Origin of the sequence: gamma proteobacterium SS-5, from assembly GCA_009497875.2 — a bacterium.
Classification (GTDB): Bacteria; Pseudomonadota; Gammaproteobacteria; order Chromatiales; family Chromatiaceae; genus Magnetovirga; species Magnetovirga frankeli.
The window spans coordinates 2,059,910-2,074,749 of the sequence record CP032508.2 but is presented as its reverse complement, the minus strand read 5'-3'; the positions used below and the strand labels follow the sequence as shown (position 1 = coordinate 2,074,749).

At 55.8% G+C, this 14,840-nt stretch carries 21 protein-coding genes and 1 pseudogene; 1 reads left to right on the top strand and 21 read right to left on the bottom strand.

Features of this window, described 5'->3' with window-relative positions; translation table 11 throughout:
- Nucleotides 1-218: 218 nt before the first annotated feature.
- From D5125_14855 to D5125_14770, 15 genes are all read right to left on the bottom strand, one after another.
- The gene (locus D5125_14855) at nucleotides 219-1,136 is read right to left on the bottom strand and encodes a DUF4351 domain-containing protein (protein QFY90644.1); all 918 of its coding nucleotides are present in this window, start codon (nucleotides 1,134-1,136) and stop codon (nucleotides 219-221) included.
- 34 nt (nucleotides 1,137-1,170) lie between these two features.
- The gene (locus D5125_17175) at nucleotides 1,171-1,362 is read right to left on the bottom strand and encodes a hypothetical protein (protein QPB72174.1); all 192 of its coding nucleotides are present in this window, start codon (nucleotides 1,360-1,362) and stop codon (nucleotides 1,171-1,173) included.
- 481 nt (nucleotides 1,363-1,843) lie between these two features.
- On the bottom strand, nucleotides 1,844-2,041 hold the full coding sequence (locus tag D5125_14845) for a type II toxin-antitoxin system HicA family toxin (protein QFY90642.1): 198 nt from the start codon (nucleotides 2,039-2,041) through the stop codon (nucleotides 1,844-1,846).
- The gene (locus D5125_14840; protein QFY90641.1) at nucleotides 2,031-2,282 is read right to left on the bottom strand and encodes a DUF1902 domain-containing protein; all 252 of its coding nucleotides are present in this window, start codon (nucleotides 2,280-2,282) and stop codon (nucleotides 2,031-2,033) included. Before D5125_14840 ends, D5125_14845 begins: the two co-directional genes overlap by 11 nt.
- The gene (locus tag D5125_14835; protein QFY90640.1) at nucleotides 2,275-3,705 is read right to left on the bottom strand and encodes an IS66 family transposase; all 1,431 of its coding nucleotides are present in this window, start codon (nucleotides 3,703-3,705) and stop codon (nucleotides 2,275-2,277) included. The genes D5125_14840 and D5125_14835 overlap by 8 nt, the downstream gene beginning before the upstream one ends.
- 8 nt (nucleotides 3,706-3,713) lie before the next feature.
- Nucleotides 3,714-4,388: a DNA adenine methylase gene (locus D5125_14830; GenBank protein QFY90639.1), complete on the bottom strand. Its 675-nt coding sequence runs from the start codon at nucleotides 4,386-4,388 to the stop codon at nucleotides 3,714-3,716.
- A 299-nt stretch (nucleotides 4,389-4,687) separates the two neighbouring features.
- Nucleotides 4,688-4,867, bottom strand: a complete 180-nt coding sequence (locus D5125_14825) for a type II toxin-antitoxin system HicA family toxin (protein ID QFY90638.1) — start codon at nucleotides 4,865-4,867, stop codon at nucleotides 4,688-4,690.
- On the bottom strand, nucleotides 4,864-5,082 hold the full coding sequence (locus D5125_14820) for a type II toxin-antitoxin system HicB family antitoxin (protein QFY90637.1): 219 nt from the start codon (nucleotides 5,080-5,082) through the stop codon (nucleotides 4,864-4,866). The genes D5125_14825 and D5125_14820 overlap by 4 nt, the downstream gene beginning before the upstream one ends.
- Before the next feature lie 632 nt (nucleotides 5,083-5,714).
- The gene (locus D5125_14810; protein QFY90636.1) at nucleotides 5,715-6,140 is read right to left on the bottom strand and encodes a DUF4351 domain-containing protein; all 426 of its coding nucleotides are present in this window, start codon (nucleotides 6,138-6,140) and stop codon (nucleotides 5,715-5,717) included.
- 307 nt (nucleotides 6,141-6,447) lie between these two features.
- Nucleotides 6,448-6,936, bottom strand: a complete 489-nt coding sequence (locus D5125_14800; protein ID QFY90635.1) for a DUF3368 domain-containing protein — start codon at nucleotides 6,934-6,936, stop codon at nucleotides 6,448-6,450.
- Entirely contained in the window at nucleotides 6,933-7,184 is a 252-nt protein-coding gene (locus D5125_14795) for a UPF0175 family protein (protein ID QFY90634.1), read from the bottom strand. The genes D5125_14800 and D5125_14795 overlap by 4 nt, the downstream gene beginning before the upstream one ends.
- A gap of 367 nt (nucleotides 7,185-7,551) precedes the next feature.
- The gene (locus tag D5125_14785) at nucleotides 7,552-7,821 is read right to left on the bottom strand and encodes a hypothetical protein (protein QFY90633.1); all 270 of its coding nucleotides are present in this window, start codon (nucleotides 7,819-7,821) and stop codon (nucleotides 7,552-7,554) included.
- Between the two features lies 1 nt (nucleotide 7,822).
- Nucleotides 7,823-8,305, bottom strand: coding sequence for a DUF3368 domain-containing protein (locus tag D5125_14780; protein QFY90632.1), 483 nt, complete (start codon nucleotides 8,303-8,305; stop codon nucleotides 7,823-7,825).
- Nucleotides 8,302-8,556, bottom strand: a complete 255-nt coding sequence (locus D5125_14775; protein ID QFY90631.1) for a UPF0175 family protein — start codon at nucleotides 8,554-8,556, stop codon at nucleotides 8,302-8,304. Before D5125_14775 ends, D5125_14780 begins: the two co-directional genes overlap by 4 nt.
- Nucleotides 8,557-8,857: 301 nt before the next feature.
- Complete coding sequence (locus tag D5125_14770) at nucleotides 8,858-9,265, bottom strand: DUF4351 domain-containing protein (protein ID QFY90630.1); 408 nt, start codon at nucleotides 9,263-9,265, stop codon at nucleotides 8,858-8,860.
- Nucleotides 9,266-9,401: 136 nt separating this feature from the next.
- On the opposite strand from D5125_14770, the gene D5125_14765 reads away from it, so the two are divergent.
- Nucleotides 9,402-9,602 (top strand): hypothetical protein, encoded by a 201-nt coding sequence (locus D5125_14765; protein QFY90629.2) that lies wholly within the window; start codon nucleotides 9,402-9,404, stop codon nucleotides 9,600-9,602.
- 395 nt (nucleotides 9,603-9,997) lie between these two features.
- Here the strand turns inward: D5125_14765 and D5125_14755 are convergent, their stop codons facing one another.
- From D5125_14755 to D5125_14730, 6 genes and pseudogenes are all read right to left on the bottom strand, one after another.
- Nucleotides 9,998-10,309, bottom strand: coding sequence for a helix-turn-helix transcriptional regulator (locus D5125_14755; protein QFY90627.1), 312 nt, complete (start codon nucleotides 10,307-10,309; stop codon nucleotides 9,998-10,000).
- On the bottom strand, nucleotides 10,302-10,628 hold the full coding sequence (locus D5125_14750; GenBank protein ID QFY91183.1) for a type II toxin-antitoxin system RelE/ParE family toxin: 327 nt from the start codon (nucleotides 10,626-10,628) through the stop codon (nucleotides 10,302-10,304). The genes D5125_14755 and D5125_14750 overlap by 8 nt, the downstream gene beginning before the upstream one ends.
- A gap of 587 nt (nucleotides 10,629-11,215) precedes the next feature.
- The gene (locus D5125_14745; GenBank protein QFY90626.1) at nucleotides 11,216-11,566 is read right to left on the bottom strand and encodes a DUF5615 family PIN-like protein; all 351 of its coding nucleotides are present in this window, start codon (nucleotides 11,564-11,566) and stop codon (nucleotides 11,216-11,218) included.
- The gene (locus D5125_14740) at nucleotides 11,563-11,787 is read right to left on the bottom strand and encodes a DUF433 domain-containing protein (GenBank protein QFY90625.1); all 225 of its coding nucleotides are present in this window, start codon (nucleotides 11,785-11,787) and stop codon (nucleotides 11,563-11,565) included. Before D5125_14740 ends, D5125_14745 begins: the two co-directional genes overlap by 4 nt.
- A 140-nt stretch (nucleotides 11,788-11,927) precedes the next feature.
- The gene (locus D5125_14735; GenBank protein QFY90624.1) at nucleotides 11,928-12,821 is read right to left on the bottom strand and encodes a DUF4351 domain-containing protein; all 894 of its coding nucleotides are present in this window, start codon (nucleotides 12,819-12,821) and stop codon (nucleotides 11,928-11,930) included.
- Between the two features lie 33 nt (nucleotides 12,822-12,854).
- A pseudogene (locus tag D5125_14730) lies at nucleotides 12,855-14,721 on the bottom strand (ABC transporter ATP-binding protein).
- Nucleotides 14,722-14,840 lie beyond the last annotated feature (119 nt).

Genomic DNA, 14,840 nt, shown 5'->3' with positions numbered 1-14,840 from the left:
GAAGCCAGCCGCCGCTCGCTTCGACTCCGCTCAGCGAACGGCCTAGCGATCGTGGGGCAAGACGGACACCCCGGAATATGAAAGTTGTCTTGCCCCTGATCGTTCCCTCCCCCCCCTCCCGGGGGGGGGAGCAATCGAGCGCTTTGCGAGTTTCACAGTAAGCAGCCAGAGAAAACCTTAAGTTGATGCCATTGCCCTCAAGGCCCCACGCAGCGCCATCACTCAAACAGCTCATCCGGGCTTTCGGCACTGAGGATGGCATCGGCCCAGTGTTCCAGGCTGTCCAGGGCGGCCTGCCTGATCTGCGCTTCATGCTGCTGGGCGACCTGGGGGCCGAATTTTCGGCTGATCTGGCGCAGCAGTAATTCGGCTTCGCCTTGCTGCCGGCCTTCTTGCCTTCCTTCTTGCCTTCCTAGCTGCATACCTTGCTGAATACCTTTTTCAGTGAATCGTACAGATAATGCGGTCATAGCTTTGTTCTCCTCGGCGTAGTCTTGCTGGTAGCGCTTGAGTTCATTGTCGTCCAAGGCTGTGTAAATGTCGATAAAGTCGGCGTATTTGAGCCGCCGCTCGGGGTTGGGCTCCAGTTCCATCAGGCCGCGGGTGGCAGCGGCGTAGATGGCCAGCTTGTCTTCTGGGGCGAAGTCCATGCAGGGCAGCGTGAGCCGAGCGACGATGTTGGGGCTGTCGAGATACTGGTTTGCCGGGGTGGCGAACAGGGCGCTGCTGAGGTAGCTGAAGTGGAGATAATCACGATTTTCGCTGCCTAGCCGCAGTTGTTCGGGGTAGCTGCCGGGGTGCAGAAAGATGACTACTGGCACCAGGCGTTCGGTGTCGAACAGTTCAGCCAGGTCGAGGCAGTAGTGGGCCAGGCGGTGGATGGAGAAGCGCTTGGGGTCGGTTTCTTCTTCCAGCACGAACAGGATGGCGCTGCGGCGGCCATCGCTCCATTCCACCAGCAGGGGCACGTCCAGTTCGCGAAAGCGCTCACCCAGGCGTTCTTTGAGTTGCTCTTCGCGTACTGGGACTATGCGGGCACCTGCATCGATGGCCTGGGCCTCGGCGGCGGCGAAGAAGGCGAGCGCTTCGCGTGGGTAGTCGAGGATGAGGTTTTTGTAGTTCTGATCGTGGTCCATGGGGTTTCTTTCGTGCGGGTGTTTACCTGAGCATTTAGAGTTTTTGCAAGGCCACAAGCTTAGCAAACCTCGAGTTAGGTCGGGCGCAGAGTTCTGCATAGCCGCCCTGCTCTACCAGCCGACCTTGGTCGAAGACATAGACGCGGTCCACATCGCGGATGGTGGAGAGGCGGTGGGCGATGATGACCAGGGTGGTTTTGCCCTTAAGTAATAGGGGACGTACCACGATTAACCCTCTGCCTGCTGCACCGGCCTGTCTGTTTTCCCTCACAGCCAATGTCGTCAACTTAGCGAGAAAGCGCTAGCTGAGCGGGGCGGTGTCCTGAGCCTAGCCGAAGGCCCGAAGCCAGCCGCCGCTCGCTTCGACTCCGCTCGCTTCGACTCCGCTCAGCGAACGGCTTAAGCAGCCCGTAAATGTCTTAAGTTGACGCCATTGCCCCGAGGCCAGGTACCGCGCCATCACTCAAACAGCTCATCCGGGCTTTCGGCACTGAGGATGGCATCGGCCCAGTGTTCCAGGCTGTCTAGGTCGGCCTGCCTGATCCGCGCCTCCTGCTGCTGGGCGACCTGGGGGCCGAATTTACGGCTTACCTAGAATAATAGGGGACGTACCACAATTTACCACCTTCCTGCTTAACCGTTCTTCTAGACACACAGTTCGCCGGGTCTCTGTAGTCAGCCCAATTAAATTTCGTTGGATACCAAGTTTAGAACTTTTTGTTCAAACCTGCCTGCCTTAACACTGCGTTGGCAGTGTGACGGGATTTTATTTTAGAATCGACAGGAAAGTGCATACCGGTATGTGGAGAAAACCAGATATCATGGTCACCCTTACCCGGCCTAACAAAATAACATCCAGCGGCCTGCAGAGCCTTTTTCAGATCCGGTGTAAAGCTAGCAACCATTCGCCGGTATCCGATGAACAACAGAAAGTTTTCTGGCAAGAAGCTCAAAAGGGACTTCAGGGCCATCTAGAGAACCATTGGCATCTAATAATTCAGGAACCATGGTTTCAAGTTTGGCTGAAAGTTGCTCAAGCGTATCCGCTTCAGTTGCCAAGCCAGGAACATCATCTGAAGTTGCAACCCATACGCCTGCTTCTTCGTCCCATTCAGCGCGAATAAATAAAATTTTGTAACTATTCAGGGGTCATCCCCATGAAATCGGGCCACCGCCCCTCGTAGAGGAGCCGCAATGCCTGTTCGGAAGATACCCCATTTTTCTGGCAGGTGGACAGATAGCTGCGGATGCGTGCAAAGATTCTTGCCCCGAGCTCTGAACGGAAACAGCCGGAGATCTTCTGCTGAACTTTGCTCATGCGCAGATCCCGTTCTCCCTGATTGTTGGTAAAGGGCACGTCGCGTTCCACCATGAAGCGCAGGACATCGGTCTCGAACTGAATCAACCGTTCCAGCAGGTTTCGAGATTTGGATCGTTTCAGCCGGCCCCGCTGTCCCGATTTCCGCTGAGACTCATCCGGTGGTGGACACTCGATCTGTCCCGCTTTGAGCAGTTGTCGGTATCGTTCCCGGAAGGCCTCGGCCTGCGTGCTGTTCAACACACCGCCCGCCTCATCGACAGCTTTGTTGATCTCCAGCAGCAGTTCCTGCACCTGTTTGGCCCACTGCTGTTGATCCTGCTCCCAGGCGCGCTCCAGCTCCCGCAGGTGGTGAGCGTTGCACAACGCGTGGTAACAAAGAAGCTGGTAGTAGGGCTTCCAGTGGTCGTGTACCAGGGTGCCGGTGTACCCGGGAAGGACCCCCATCGCCGCTATGGCCTCGCCACCGCGTTTGTCATGGGGCATCAGCAGGGTCAGGGTGGCACTGCATAGCACATGCAGCCATTTGCGTTTTCCGCCGATGTTGATCCCGGTCTCGTCGGCATGCAACAGGAGCGCCCGCGACAGCTCGCGCTTTGCCCAGTCCTCAAACGGGGCCAGCATTTCGTAAACCTCCTTGTTGAAGTTGTAGAGGCTGCCGGCACTCAAGGGAAGGCCGAACTGATCGGCAAAGTGCTCCTCGATGCGCTGGTAGGGCAGCAGTTGGAACAGCGACATGTAAACCGAGTGGATTTTGACCCCGGCGGCGTACTGGGTCTTGACCTTGACATGATCCGGGAAGGGAGCGACCACGCGTTGCTCCCGTGCATCGGCCAGGATCTCGGCCCGATATTCCGTGACCACCCGGGAAATGTGGATATCGAACACCTGGCGGCGCTCATAGCCGATACACCGGAAGATGCCATCGGTGGGAAGCGTGGCACGATCCACCGGGAGCCACTCGACATGGTCCGGATCATCGACCAGTTCCAGGTGGTGGCCCGTATGGCCTTTCTGGGCACCGGGGGTATTGTTGTTGCCGTTTTTCCCCGCCTTCTTGCGATTGGGGTCAGTGGACGGGGGCTTGGAGCTGTTGCGGCTATTGAGACCCAGTCGGTTCAACAGCAACGTGGTCAGGGTCAGCAGCAGCTCCAGCGATGCACGCAGCGCCGGTGAGAGGTTTTTCTCCTCGTCGAGCTGCCGTCTGACCGACTCGAGGGTCTGCTCGACCGGGATGTTGTCGATTATCATGGGCCGGGCTACTCGAACACTTCGCCGGCTTCCACCGCCATGATCGAGGACAGTACCGCCAGCCGTTCGGCAGGAGGCATGGCCTGATAGCGTCGCCCCCAACTGTGTGCCTTGCGTTTGATGCTCTGGCGGTGCGTGAAGTTGCGCCCCGCAAAGCTCGGCCAGTGCACCCGGTCCGGGGTGAAGTTGAACCACAGCTTCTCGGTTCTGACCCCGGCCTGATTCATCACCTGCAGTTCCAAGGTACGCCACTCTCCCAGCAGATCGTCGTAGAGCGCCGAGGGATAGCCGGAGAGGATCACCGCACAAGGCAATTGCTTGAGCAGTTCCAGCAATTGCACATGATCACTTTCCTCGTACTCGAAACGATAACGGCGTTTGGAACGGCGGGTGTGGTGCAAATAAGGGGGATCGCAATAAATCAGTTCCCGACCCTGAAAGTCGAACGAGCGGAGAAACTGATGGGCGCAGCCACAGACCTTCTCGATCGGATAGTCACACTCAAAGTGGGCCAGTGCAGCCGGATCGAGATCAATGGCAATATTGCGCAGCGCCGGTGGCTTGCGCTGCATGATGGTGCCACCGCCAAGATGGGTCTCGATATAGGTGTCGTGGGGCGGCATCAGGGCAATGATCGGTTGACACAGACCTGAAGTCGCTTTGGAACCAAAGTAGTTGCTCATGAGAACAGCCCATTCTCAAACAGAGGATGGAACACAGCATAGATGGGCCTTCCTATGCTGTCAAGGGCAAATGTAGGTGATTTTTTGGTTCGGAGAGTTATGGCTTGGCTCTGACGGGCACTTTATTGAAGCGCCCCTGAATAGTTACAAAATTTTAATCATGAATACTCCTAAAGTTACAAATTATGGTTCTTCGCAGATCTCTGGGGATAATAATAGGAGACGCACCACGATTAACCATCTAAAAATCAAGCCAGATGTTTGGTATAAACACACTGTTGCATATCACTTTATGGGCATCATTTTTGCACCAGATTTCTCAATATTTTCAGCGCTAGTCCTTCTTTTATTTCATTGTGGCGGGGTATGGCTTCAATTTTACCTGTATTGGGATTTATCCAGGGTGAATGCTCTGCCCCTTCACGCTTTAAATAACACCCTTCTTGGCGCAGCAATTTCTCCAGTTTGCGGCGTTTCATGTGATGCTTAGCGTTTCTCGTATAGCGTCTTCGGGCAATCCTCTGAGTGCATCTTCCAATCGATCCTCTATTAATAGGTTTATTGCAGCCTTTAAGCTATTACGGGCTTCGTCTATAGTTTCACCTTGACCATTTGCCCCAGGAAATTCTGGAGATACCGCCCAATAGCCTCCTTCTGACGCGCTTTCTATGATTGCAGTAACTTCAGCTTTCATTTGCTTTCTCTTCAATTTGAAATAGGGATAATAGGGGACGTACCAGGATTAAGCACCAGTGAGTCCCAATGGTTGCACTGATAGCGCTCACCGATCTGAATAGCCAACTCGACTACCTGCTGGGTTAATGCGACAACTTCGCAGCGACGCAACAGGATACGCGCATAACGATTAGCCAACTCCCGAGGCACGCGTTGCTTACCGATGAAATAATAGAAATAATAGGGGACGTACCACGATTATCCCTCTGCCAACTCAACGGCCTATCTGCTTTCCTTTCTGTTCCCGTACCAATTCACTGTGTTGGCGAGGGTCTCACACTATTGCCCAAACTAAGCGCCAAGTTAACCCCGTATCGGTAAAAACTATCCTATTCGTCCCATTCCTGCCCCTAATAAGAGGACGTATCCCGATTAACACTCTGCCTGCTGCACCGGCCTATCTGTTTTTCTCCCTCACGACAAATGTCGTCAACTTAGCGCGAAAGCGCTGGCTGAGCGAAGCGGCGTCCTGAGCCTAGCCGAAGGGCCGAAGCCTGCCGCCGCTCGCTTCGACTCCGCTCAGCGAACGGCTTAAGCAGCCTGTAAATATCTTAAGTTGACTCCATTGCCCCGAGGCCAGGTACTGCGCGATCACTCAAACAGCTCATCCGGGCTTTCGGCGCTGAGGATGGCATCGGCCCAGTGTTCCAGGCTGCCCAGGTCGGCCTGCCTGATCCGCGCCTCATGCTGCTGGGCGACCTGGGGACCGAATTTTCGACTTAACTGGCGCAGCAGTATTTCGGCTTCGCCTTCTCCCTCTTGCCGGCCTTGCTGCATGCCTTGCTGCATGCCTTTTTGGAAGCCTTCTTCTCTCATGCGTACAGATAACGCGGTCATGGCTTGGTTCTCCTCGGCGTAGTCTTGCTGGTAGTGCTTGAGTTCATTGTCGTCCATGGCGGTGTAGATGTCGATAAAGTCGGCGTATTTGAGCCGCCGCTCGGGGTCGGGTTCCAGTTCCATCAGGCCACGGGTGGCTGCGGCGTAGATGGCCAGCTTGTCTTCTGGTGCATAGTCCATGCAGGGTAGCGTGAGCCGGGCGACGATGTTGGGGCTGTCGAGATACTGACGTGCCGGGGTGGCGAATAGGGCGGTGCTGAGGTAGCTGAAGTGGAGGTAGAATTACGGTGACAGTTTACTAAATACATTCTTTTTCTCCCGTTCCGGCCCCAGGTAGCAGACAATCCACAGCCCACAAGCAACCCCACGCCCATACGCAGGATCTTGTCGAAGAACAGCCAGCCGATGTTATCGACAATCTTGACCAGGTTGGGCCGGTGGGCGATGCGGCGGCGGATGAAGGCGGGGATGAGGTTCATGACAGCATTCAGGGCAACTGGCCGAGTTCGCCAGCAAGTTCAAGCACCGTTGCTACCAGACCTTCACTGATGAAAATTGGCCTTTCGGTAATTTGCCGCATACGGGGGGCAATGTGGCTGACAAGGCCCATTCGCTTGGCCTGCAGCAATACGCCGAGTGATCCGATGGTTCTGATCTGGTTGATGCTTGCAATCTTGCGTCCACGTTTGTCATCGATGAGTAGGTAGTCTGCAGCGACTTCTTTGTAGAGCAGCATGGCCTCAGTTTCGCCTGCATCGGCGAATGCATCGAGATAGACAAACCGCTGCATTTCTACTGTACAAATCTTATTATGCAGGTAATCCTTCAAGCGGTTGGATTGGAATTTATCTGCGCGAACAACTTCATTAAACACCGCCTCTGGCACGATAACTTGACCAAAAATTTCATCCAGCAAAGCCAGGCTGTCACAGGCAGCCAGCGCGACCAGTGCGGATGAGTCGGCAACAAGGATCATCGTGGGTCAAACCCCGATAGTTCCGCGATCAGCTCGTCACGGCTAATGTCGATTACTGGTACCTTATTGCTTTTGCAGATCATCATGAAGTCGTAAAGATCGACGCCCGCCAACTCTGCCGCCTTAGACAACGTCACTCGGCCTTGCTTGACTAGCCACAGGGCGTAGGAGGCTGTGATTTCTTGTCGGGTTTCGTCGGCGCCTTGAAAATTTACAAAATCACTGGGTAATTCAATCGCTATTTGCATTGCACTCACCAATTAAATGGGCCACACTTAATTCAAAGAATTGCCTGATTACCCACAAACCTCAGCCTATCGGAGAGATTCGCCTTTACCTGCATCTGACAGCACATAGGGCGGCCCGTGGCCGCCGCGCCCTCGCAAAGTGCAACCTCATTGCAAGTGGCTTGGCGGCGGGCGCGGCCCGCCCTATGCCCCGCGCCAAGCCAACGCCAGATGAGGGCTGAGATACGTGGGTAATCAGGTACCGATTAGAACACTCAGAAACTCATTAACTACCTGAGTACTGATGACTGGGTGCGCCCGCATGATGGCGAGCGCCTGCTTCCGCCGTTGCTGATCGGCGTCCAGCGCATAAACAGCGATATTGGTATCAGCGAAGAATCTTGCGGTCATAGCACTCTGCACGATCAAACTTACCAGACCAAAAGCCAGCACCCTTCTCAAATTCAGCCCAGTCAGCATTTGCTTCGACTGCAGTTTCATGGGCAGCGAGTTGGCTTCTGCGGGATTTCAGGTAGCTGACAAACTCAAGCACCTCGCGCAATTCAAACTCAGGCAAGCCACGCGCTTCTTCAAGAATCTTCTCAGCAGTTATCATGAACTTTCTCCATAATAATAAGGACGTACCACGATTAACCATTTCATGGTGATATTTCGCCTAGGCGTTGTGCAATCCGCGCCACCAAGCCGACGTTGTAATGGATACCTTGTTCCCTCATGGTTTGCGCGGCTTCACTGAATGATGGTATCAGACCAATGTCCTTGGCCTTTGCCAGCACACCCAAGGTGCCTGTCACGTTCAACTGTAGATATTCAGCCACGCGGCGACCAAGACGCTCGTCGATGATTACTCTGTCTGCATTGCATTTTCTGGCGAGCCCGATGGTTTGTTGTTCACCACGATCAAGTTCGAACAGAATGGGTAATGTCGATGTTTCTTCATCTGAAACCTGAACAACCCAAGACAGTGTCCAAAGATCCGGAACGAGGATTCGTCCACCCTCAGCGCATTCTCTGGCAACAGACTCGGCAACATGCACCTTGCCAAATAACGCTGGCAGAAGTTCTAACTGGCCAATGCTAGAAAGCGCGATGAAAGGTGTGGTGTTAGAAAAAACGATCACAGCAAGGAAGTCTCCCTAAGAAAATCATCCTCGTTGTTTTCCAGCAGATTTGCGCCTTCCCCCATGGCCTTCAGGAGAAAATGGGCCCGCGGAACGCCAAGCCAGCTTGCGGCCATGCCCGACGATAGGCGCCCCTCACGAAATAGAGCCACAGCAGCTTCTTCCTTGACAAGATCGGCAAATTGATCAGCATCCAGGCGCAAGCCCAGCAAAATTTCTTGCGGACAGGTTATTTCAATGGTGTTTTGCATTGCTGGGCGCCTTCTGGAAGTTACTGAATAATGATAATAATAGGGGACGTACCCCGATAGAATAATAGGGGACGTACCACGATTAACCCTCTGCCCACTGCACCGGCCTGTCTGTTTTTCTCCCTCACGGCAAATGTCGTCAACTTAGCGAGAAAGCGCTGGCTGAGCGGAGCGGCATCCTGAGCCTAGCCGAAGGCCGAAGCCAGCCGCCGCTCGCTTCGACTCCGCTCAGCGAACGGCTTAAGCAGCCAGGGAAAGCCTTAAGTTGACTCCATTGCCCTCAAGGCCCCACGCAGCGCCATCACTCAAACAGCTCATCCGGGCTTTCGGCACTGAGGATGGCATCGGCCCAGTGTTCCAGGCTGTCCAGGGCGGCCTGCCTGATCTGCGCTTCATGCTGCTGGGCGACCTGGGGGCCGAATTTTCGGCTTATTAGGCGCAGCAGTAATTCGGCTTCGCCTTGTTGCATACCTTGTTGCATGCCTTTTTGGAAGCCTTCTTCTCTCATGCGAACGAATAATGCGGTCATAGCAAGGTTCTCCTCGGCGTAGTCTTGCTGGTAGCGCTTGAGTTCATTGTCGTCCAATGCGGTGTAGATGTCGATAAAGTCGGCGTATTTGAGCCGCCGCTCCGGGTTGGGTTCCAGTTCCATCAGACCGCGGCTAGCTGCGGCGTAGATTTCTAGTTCTTCTGCCGGCGCATAGGCCATGCAGGGCAGCCTGAGCCGGGCGACGATGTTGGGGCTGTCGAGATACTGGTTTGCCGGGGTAGCGAACAGGGCGGCGCTGAGATAGCTGAAGTGGAGGTAGTCGCGGTGTTCGCTGCCCAGCGGTCACACAGAAGCCTTGGCCCTAGGCCACTACTACATGGCCCACAAGACCGGCTTCACCCTCAAAAGCCTGACCCAGGCCCTACACCAGGCAGGCTTCAGCACCAGTGCAGGCAAGCGCCGCGCTCAGGGCTGGGACCTCTGGGTGCTGGCCACCAAAGGGCCGATGGCGGAGGAGGCGATCCGGAACCTGGCGGGGCGGGTGTTGCCGGGGTGATGTGTGAATGACTATCCCCAATGCCGCCTGACCAACCGTTGCGCCTCTAGCCAGCCACCCCGAACCCATGCCACACTCTCCCCATGGGCCACACTGACATCATCTCCAAGCAACTGATCCGCCAGCTGGTGCGGGTCATGGCGCACTACATCCTGGGGCTGGAGCTGAAGGTCATCAAGGAGCTGCGCACCGAGTCCGAGCGGGTAGAGCGGCGCTATTCCGACATCGTCATGCCGTGGAGACCCCCGATGGCTTCGCGTGGAGTAGGTGAGCCAGGTCGGTGGATATGGCGGCACCTGCCTACACCGGTGACCGGGATGCGTAGGTGGTCGAGGTGGTTAGGGTGCCGTAGGTAGGACTGGTCGGAATGAAGGAGGCGCTGGTGGCGTGATGTGTCACACCATCTTGATGATCAGTCGCTTGCCACAGGCATGCGCATATTTACGCAGCGTAGCGAACGAAGGCGAATGACTGTCACTGCGGATCGATCCCTCCAACCGTGAGATGGCGCTTTTGGTCGTGCCCATACGCGTGGCGACTTCAGCTTGGGTCAGTCCGGCTTGCTTGCGTGCCTGCAGCAGTTCGCTGATCGCAGCGTACTCCTCTTCCAAACCATCCCATGCCGCTTTGAAGCCGGGGCGCTGCATTGCACTGGCAAGTTCTGCTTGAGTGTCTAAGCGAATCGGGTTGTAGCCTTCGTTATCCATGTTTCACCTCTTTCAGCCGTTTGCGAGCGGTTTTGAGTTCTCGGGCTGGCGTTTCTTGCGTCTTCTTTATGAAGCTGTGCAGGATAATGATCTGCTGGCCAACCATCGTGCAGTAAAAAGCCCGGCTAATTCCCTCCTCGCCCCTGCAACGAAGCTCAAACAAGCCCTCGCCCATGGCTCGGGAGTGCGGCAATCGCAGATCGGAACCGTCTTCCTCGATGAGACCAGCCAAACGGAGGAAGTCGGCGTAAATGCCCACTGGCCACTCGGTGATCTCACGATGAACGCGTTCGTTGAAGAAGTTGATAGACCAGCTCATCAGGGCAATGTTAGCGGATATGCTAACCTCTGGCAAACAGTATCCGAGTTCTTGAGGTGTGCTCATCTCAGCCTGCCTGCAGTAGTCACCCGACCAGGGATAATAGGGGACGTACCACGATTAAACACCGGTCATTTTTCACCGTATCAATAGGGCAGGCCCAGTGGGAGCGGGCTTGCCCGCGATTTCTGCGCCCTTCGCGGCCAAGGCCGCTCCTACACCCTCGGGTTGGCCTGCTGGAACGGGCTTACCCGAATAATAGGGGACATACCACGATTAACACTCTGCCTGCTGCACCGGTCTGTCGGTTTTTCTTCTTCACAGCTCAGCGATCCTCGAAGCCAGGTCAGGTTTCGTGCTATCACCCAAACAGCCATTGCCATTAAATTAAGCGTTTAGCCCACCTCTCCTTCAAGGAGAGGGCTGGGGTGAGGTGGAAAAATAGGCGTTTCACCCCCCCCTCACCCTATCCCTCGGCTCTGGCATCCTGCTTTAAATAATAGGGGACGAACCACGATTGACCACTGCGCAATCTGTGTGGAGTGATAACCAGTATGTTGTTGAGTGGCCAAGTAGCCTTTTTATACTCATTCGTGAATTACAAGTGTATTACGAGTAATCTCAACAAATCGATGAGCGCTGAGTGCATTTTCTATCGCCACCAGATTGGCGCGCACAAGTTTCTCGAGTTCAGCATTGGATATATTGCCTGTGGAAATTAACAACAGTGATGGTTCACCGTTAAGAATGTACGTCTGCACAAAGTCATCGTCTTTTGTTACCACAATGCGCCCATCTTGATTGGCAAGGGCAACTATCTCGGCATCAGGCGTTCGGTTTTTGTGCGGTAGGTCTAGTGTATGCAATGCATCATGTCCAGCTTCTGCCAACCATCCCGCAAAACGTCGCGGTAATTGCGCATCAATCAGGAGCTTCATGCAGCCATAGGCTCCAATCGTTTGATATGGGTTAGGCGTGCGGCATAAGACAATGCGGCCAGTATGTCCTCCCGCTCTAGGTCTTCATAGTCATACAAGATTTCCTCTATGCTCATGCCGCCAGCAAGCCACTCAAGAATCGTTTCAACAGGATAGCGCAAGCCACGAATGCAGGGCTTGCCATGGCATATTGCTGGGTCAATGGTGATTCGATCAGTCATTTTGATGGATTTCTCGTTAGTGTGAATGTTGCAGAGATAATAGGAGCCGTACCACGATTAGCCTCTGCCTCCTGCAACGGTCTGTTCATTTACTCCCGCACCCCTCCGCGATACTCGAAGCCAGGTCAGATGCCGTGCCATCACTCAAACAGCTCATCCGGGCTTTCGGCACTGAGGATGGCATCGGCCCAATGTTCCAGGCTGTCCAGGTCGGCTTGCCTGATCCGCGCCTCATGCTGCTGGGCGACCTGGGGGCCGAATTTTCGACTTATCTGGCGGAGCAGTAATTCGGCTTCACCCTGCTGCATGCCTTGATGTATGCCTTTTTGAAAGCCTTCTTCTCTCATACGAACGGATAATGCGGTCATAGCAAGGTTCTCCTCTGCATATTCTTGCTGGTAGCGCTTGAGTTCATTGTCGTCCAAGGCTGTGTAAATGTCGATAAAGTCGGCGTATTTAAGCCGCCGCTCGGGGTCGGGTTCCAGTTCCATCAGGCCGCGGGTGGCGGCAGCGTAGATGGCCAGCTTGTCTTCTGGGGCGTAGTCCATGCAGGGCAGCCTGAGCCGAGCGACGATGTTGGGGCTGTCGAGATACTGGTTTGCCGGGGTGGCGAATAGGGCGGTGCTGAGGTAGCTGAAGTGGAGATAATCACGATTTTCGCTGCCTAGCCGCAGTTGTTCGGGGTAGCTGCCAGGATGCAGGAAGATGACCACCGGCACCAGGCGTTCGGTATCGAAGAGTTCGGCCAGGTCCAAGCAGTAATGGGCCAGGCGGTGGATGGAGAAGCGCTTGGGGTCGGTTTCTTCTTCCAGCACGAACAGGATGGCGCTGCGCCGGCCATCGCTCCATTCCACCAGCAGGGGCACGTCCAGTTCGCGAAAGCGCTCACCCAGGCGTTCTTTGAGTTGCTCTTCCCGTACCGGGACGATGCGCGCTCCCGCATCTATGGCCTGGGCCTCAGAGGCGGCGAAGAAGGCGAGCGCTTCGCGTGGGTAGTCGAGGATGAGGTTTTTGTAGTTCTGGTCGTGGTCCATGGGCTTCTTTCCTGCGGGTATCTACCTGAGCATTTAGAGTTTTTGCAAAGCAACAAGCTTAGCAAACCTCGAGTTAGGTCGGGCGCAGAGTTCTGCATAGCCGCCCTGCTCTACCAGCCGACCTTGGTCGAAGACATAGACGCGATCCACATCGCGGATGGTGGAGAGGCGGTGGGCGATGATGACCAGGGTGGTTTTGCCCTTGAGGGCGTCGATGCTTTGCTGGATGGCCTGTTCGGATTCCGAGTCCAGGGCACTGGTGGCTTCGTCCAGGATCAGCAGCCGGGGTTGGCGGAAGAGTTCTCTGGCGATGAACAGGCGCTGGCGCTGGCCGCCGGAGAGGCGCAGACCTCGGTCGCCCACCAGGCTGTGGTAGCCCTCGGGCAGTGTTTGGATGAAGTGGGCAATATGGGCCTGGCGGGCGGCTTGCTCTATCTGCGCCATGAGCTGGGGGTCTTGCTGGGGGTCGCCCTGCCAGAGGCAGATGTTGTTGGCGATGCTGTCGTCGAACACGACGGTTTCCTGGGAGACATAGCCGATCTGCTGGCGCCAGCTGGTGCGGTTGAGTTGCGCGGCGTTGACGCCATCAATGAGTAGCTCGCCGCTGCTGGGTTGCAGGGTGAGGCTGAGCAGGTCCACCAGGGTGGATTTGCCCGCGCCCGATTCACCTACCAAGGCGATGCTGCTTTGGGCGGGGATATCCAGGCTGATGTCTTTGAGCACAGGCCCCAGCTCCGGGCTGTAGCCAAAGTGCAGGTTTTGTAGCCGGATGGCTTGGCTGAAGGGGCCTAGCTGGTGTCCACCGTCGGCTTCCTGGTGCTGTTTGAGTTGGGTGAATTCGGTATGCAGCAGTTCGAGACTGCCGATGTGGTCCAGGGTGCTCTGCCAGCTGTGCTGTATGCCGAGGATGCTGTTGATGGCCCGGTAGAACAAGACAATGGAGACCAGTATGGGCACCAGGGGTTGCTCGAAATAGAGCAGTTGCGCCATGACGATGAGCATGATGAAGACCACGGCGATGGGCTCGCTGATGGCGCGGGTGAAGGCATCGGCGATGCCACGGCGCATTTCGTAGCCGGTGAGGCGGCTGATGGAGGCGGTGATGCCGTGCTTGAGCTTGGGTATTTGCCCGGTGGCTCTGAGGTACTTGAAGGCGTGCAGGGTTTGGATGAGGTACTTGGCCAGGCGGCCGCTTTCTTGTGCAGTTTGGCGCGAGAGTTGACGCACGTAGTGATTGAGCCAGCGGAACAGCATGAGCAGGACCAGGCCCAGCAGCAGCGCCATGAGGCCGAAGCGCCAGGCGACGAGAAAGGCCAGGGCGAGATAGATAGATCAGGGTGTTGATCAACCTGGCGCTCAAATGCCCCAGGGCCTCAAAGGCTGCCAGCATGAGGTTGATCTGGGCGTTGATGAGGTTGATGAAGTGGCCGGTGTCGCGGCTGGCGTAGTAGCTATAGCTCATATGGCTGTAGTGGTCGAACAGTTGGCTCTTGAGTTCGCGCAGCAACTTGCCGCGCAGGTAGGCGTTATAGCCCAGGGCGAGAAAGGTGATGAGGCCTTTGACGATGAAGGCCGCAGTGATGATGAGCAGTACCGCCAGGGTTGAATCCGCCAGGCCCAGGCTGGCGAGCAGTTCATTGAGCCAGCTGCTGATGCCACTGCTGCTGTTGGCGTTTTGAGCCATTGCGGTGTGGCTGGTCTGCCCCAGGCCGTTTTCTCCCAGCCCCTGCAGCAAGGGCAACAGCATGAGGATGCCCACCCCTTCGGCGAGGGCGGCGACCAGGGTCAGGGCAAAGACCAGGTACATGCGCGGCCCCAGGTAGATTTGGAACACGCCCAAGTAGTGCGGGATGTCACGCAGGGGGTTACGGTTGCTGGGTTTGTTTGGGGCGCTAGGCATGGCGCAGGGTCTGTTTTTGGCGGCGGCATGTTTGGTTGCCGATCCCATTAATTGGCACAAGGAGGTTATCGCTCATCGGCGATGACTCCTGGGTGTCCCGGGACGCTGCGTTGCATCAT

Coding starts and splice junctions, on each gene's coding strand:
- D5125_14855 (QFY90644.1), bottom strand. CDS start 1,136: ATGGACCACGATCAGAACTACAAAAACCTCATCCTCGACTACCCACGC.
- D5125_14845 (QFY90642.1), bottom strand. CDS start 2,041: ATGGTTGCTAGCTTTACACCGGATCTGAAAAAGGCTCTGCAGGCCGCT.
- D5125_14835 (QFY90640.1), bottom strand. CDS start 3,705: ATGATAATCGACAACATCCCGGTCGAGCAGACCCTCGAGTCGGTCAGA.
- D5125_14830 (QFY90639.1), bottom strand. CDS start 4,388: ATGAGCAACTACTTTGGTTCCAAAGCGACTTCAGGTCTGTGTCAACCG.
- D5125_14825 (QFY90638.1), bottom strand. CDS start 4,867: ATGAAACGCCGCAAACTGGAGAAATTGCTGCGCCAAGAAGGGTGTTAT.
- D5125_14820 (QFY90637.1), bottom strand. CDS start 5,082: ATGAAAGCTGAAGTTACTGCAATCATAGAAAGCGCGTCAGAAGGAGGC.
- D5125_14810 (QFY90636.1), bottom strand. CDS start 6,140: ATGGACTATGCACCAGAAGACAAGCTGGCCATCTACGCCGCAGCCACC.
- D5125_14800 (QFY90635.1), bottom strand. CDS start 6,936: ATGATCCTTGTTGCCGACTCATCCGCACTGGTCGCGCTGGCTGCCTGT.
- D5125_14795 (QFY90634.1), bottom strand. CDS start 7,184: ATGCAAATAGCGATTGAATTACCCAGTGATTTTGTAAATTTTCAAGGC.
- D5125_14785 (QFY90633.1), bottom strand. CDS start 7,821: ATGGTTAATCGTGGTACGTCCTTATTATTATGGAGAAAGTTCATGATA.
- D5125_14775 (QFY90631.1), bottom strand. CDS start 8,556: ATGCAAAACACCATTGAAATAACCTGTCCGCAAGAAATTTTGCTGGGC.
- D5125_14770 (QFY90630.1), bottom strand. CDS start 9,265: ATGGCCTATGCGCCGGCAGAAGAACTAGAAATCTACGCCGCAGCTAGC.
- D5125_14755 (QFY90627.1), bottom strand. CDS start 10,309: ATGGATAACGAAGGCTACAACCCGATTCGCTTAGACACTCAAGCAGAA.
- D5125_14750 (QFY91183.1), bottom strand. CDS start 10,628: ATGAGCTGGTCTATCAACTTCTTCAACGAACGCGTTCATCGTGAGATC.
- D5125_14745 (QFY90626.1), bottom strand. CDS start 11,566: ATGAAGCTCCTGATTGATGCGCAATTACCGCGACGTTTTGCGGGATGG.
- D5125_14740 (QFY90625.1), bottom strand. CDS start 11,787: ATGACTGATCGAATCACCATTGACCCAGCAATATGCCATGGCAAGCCC.
- D5125_14735 (QFY90624.1), bottom strand. CDS start 12,821: ATGGACCACGACCAGAACTACAAAAACCTCATCCTCGACTACCCACGC.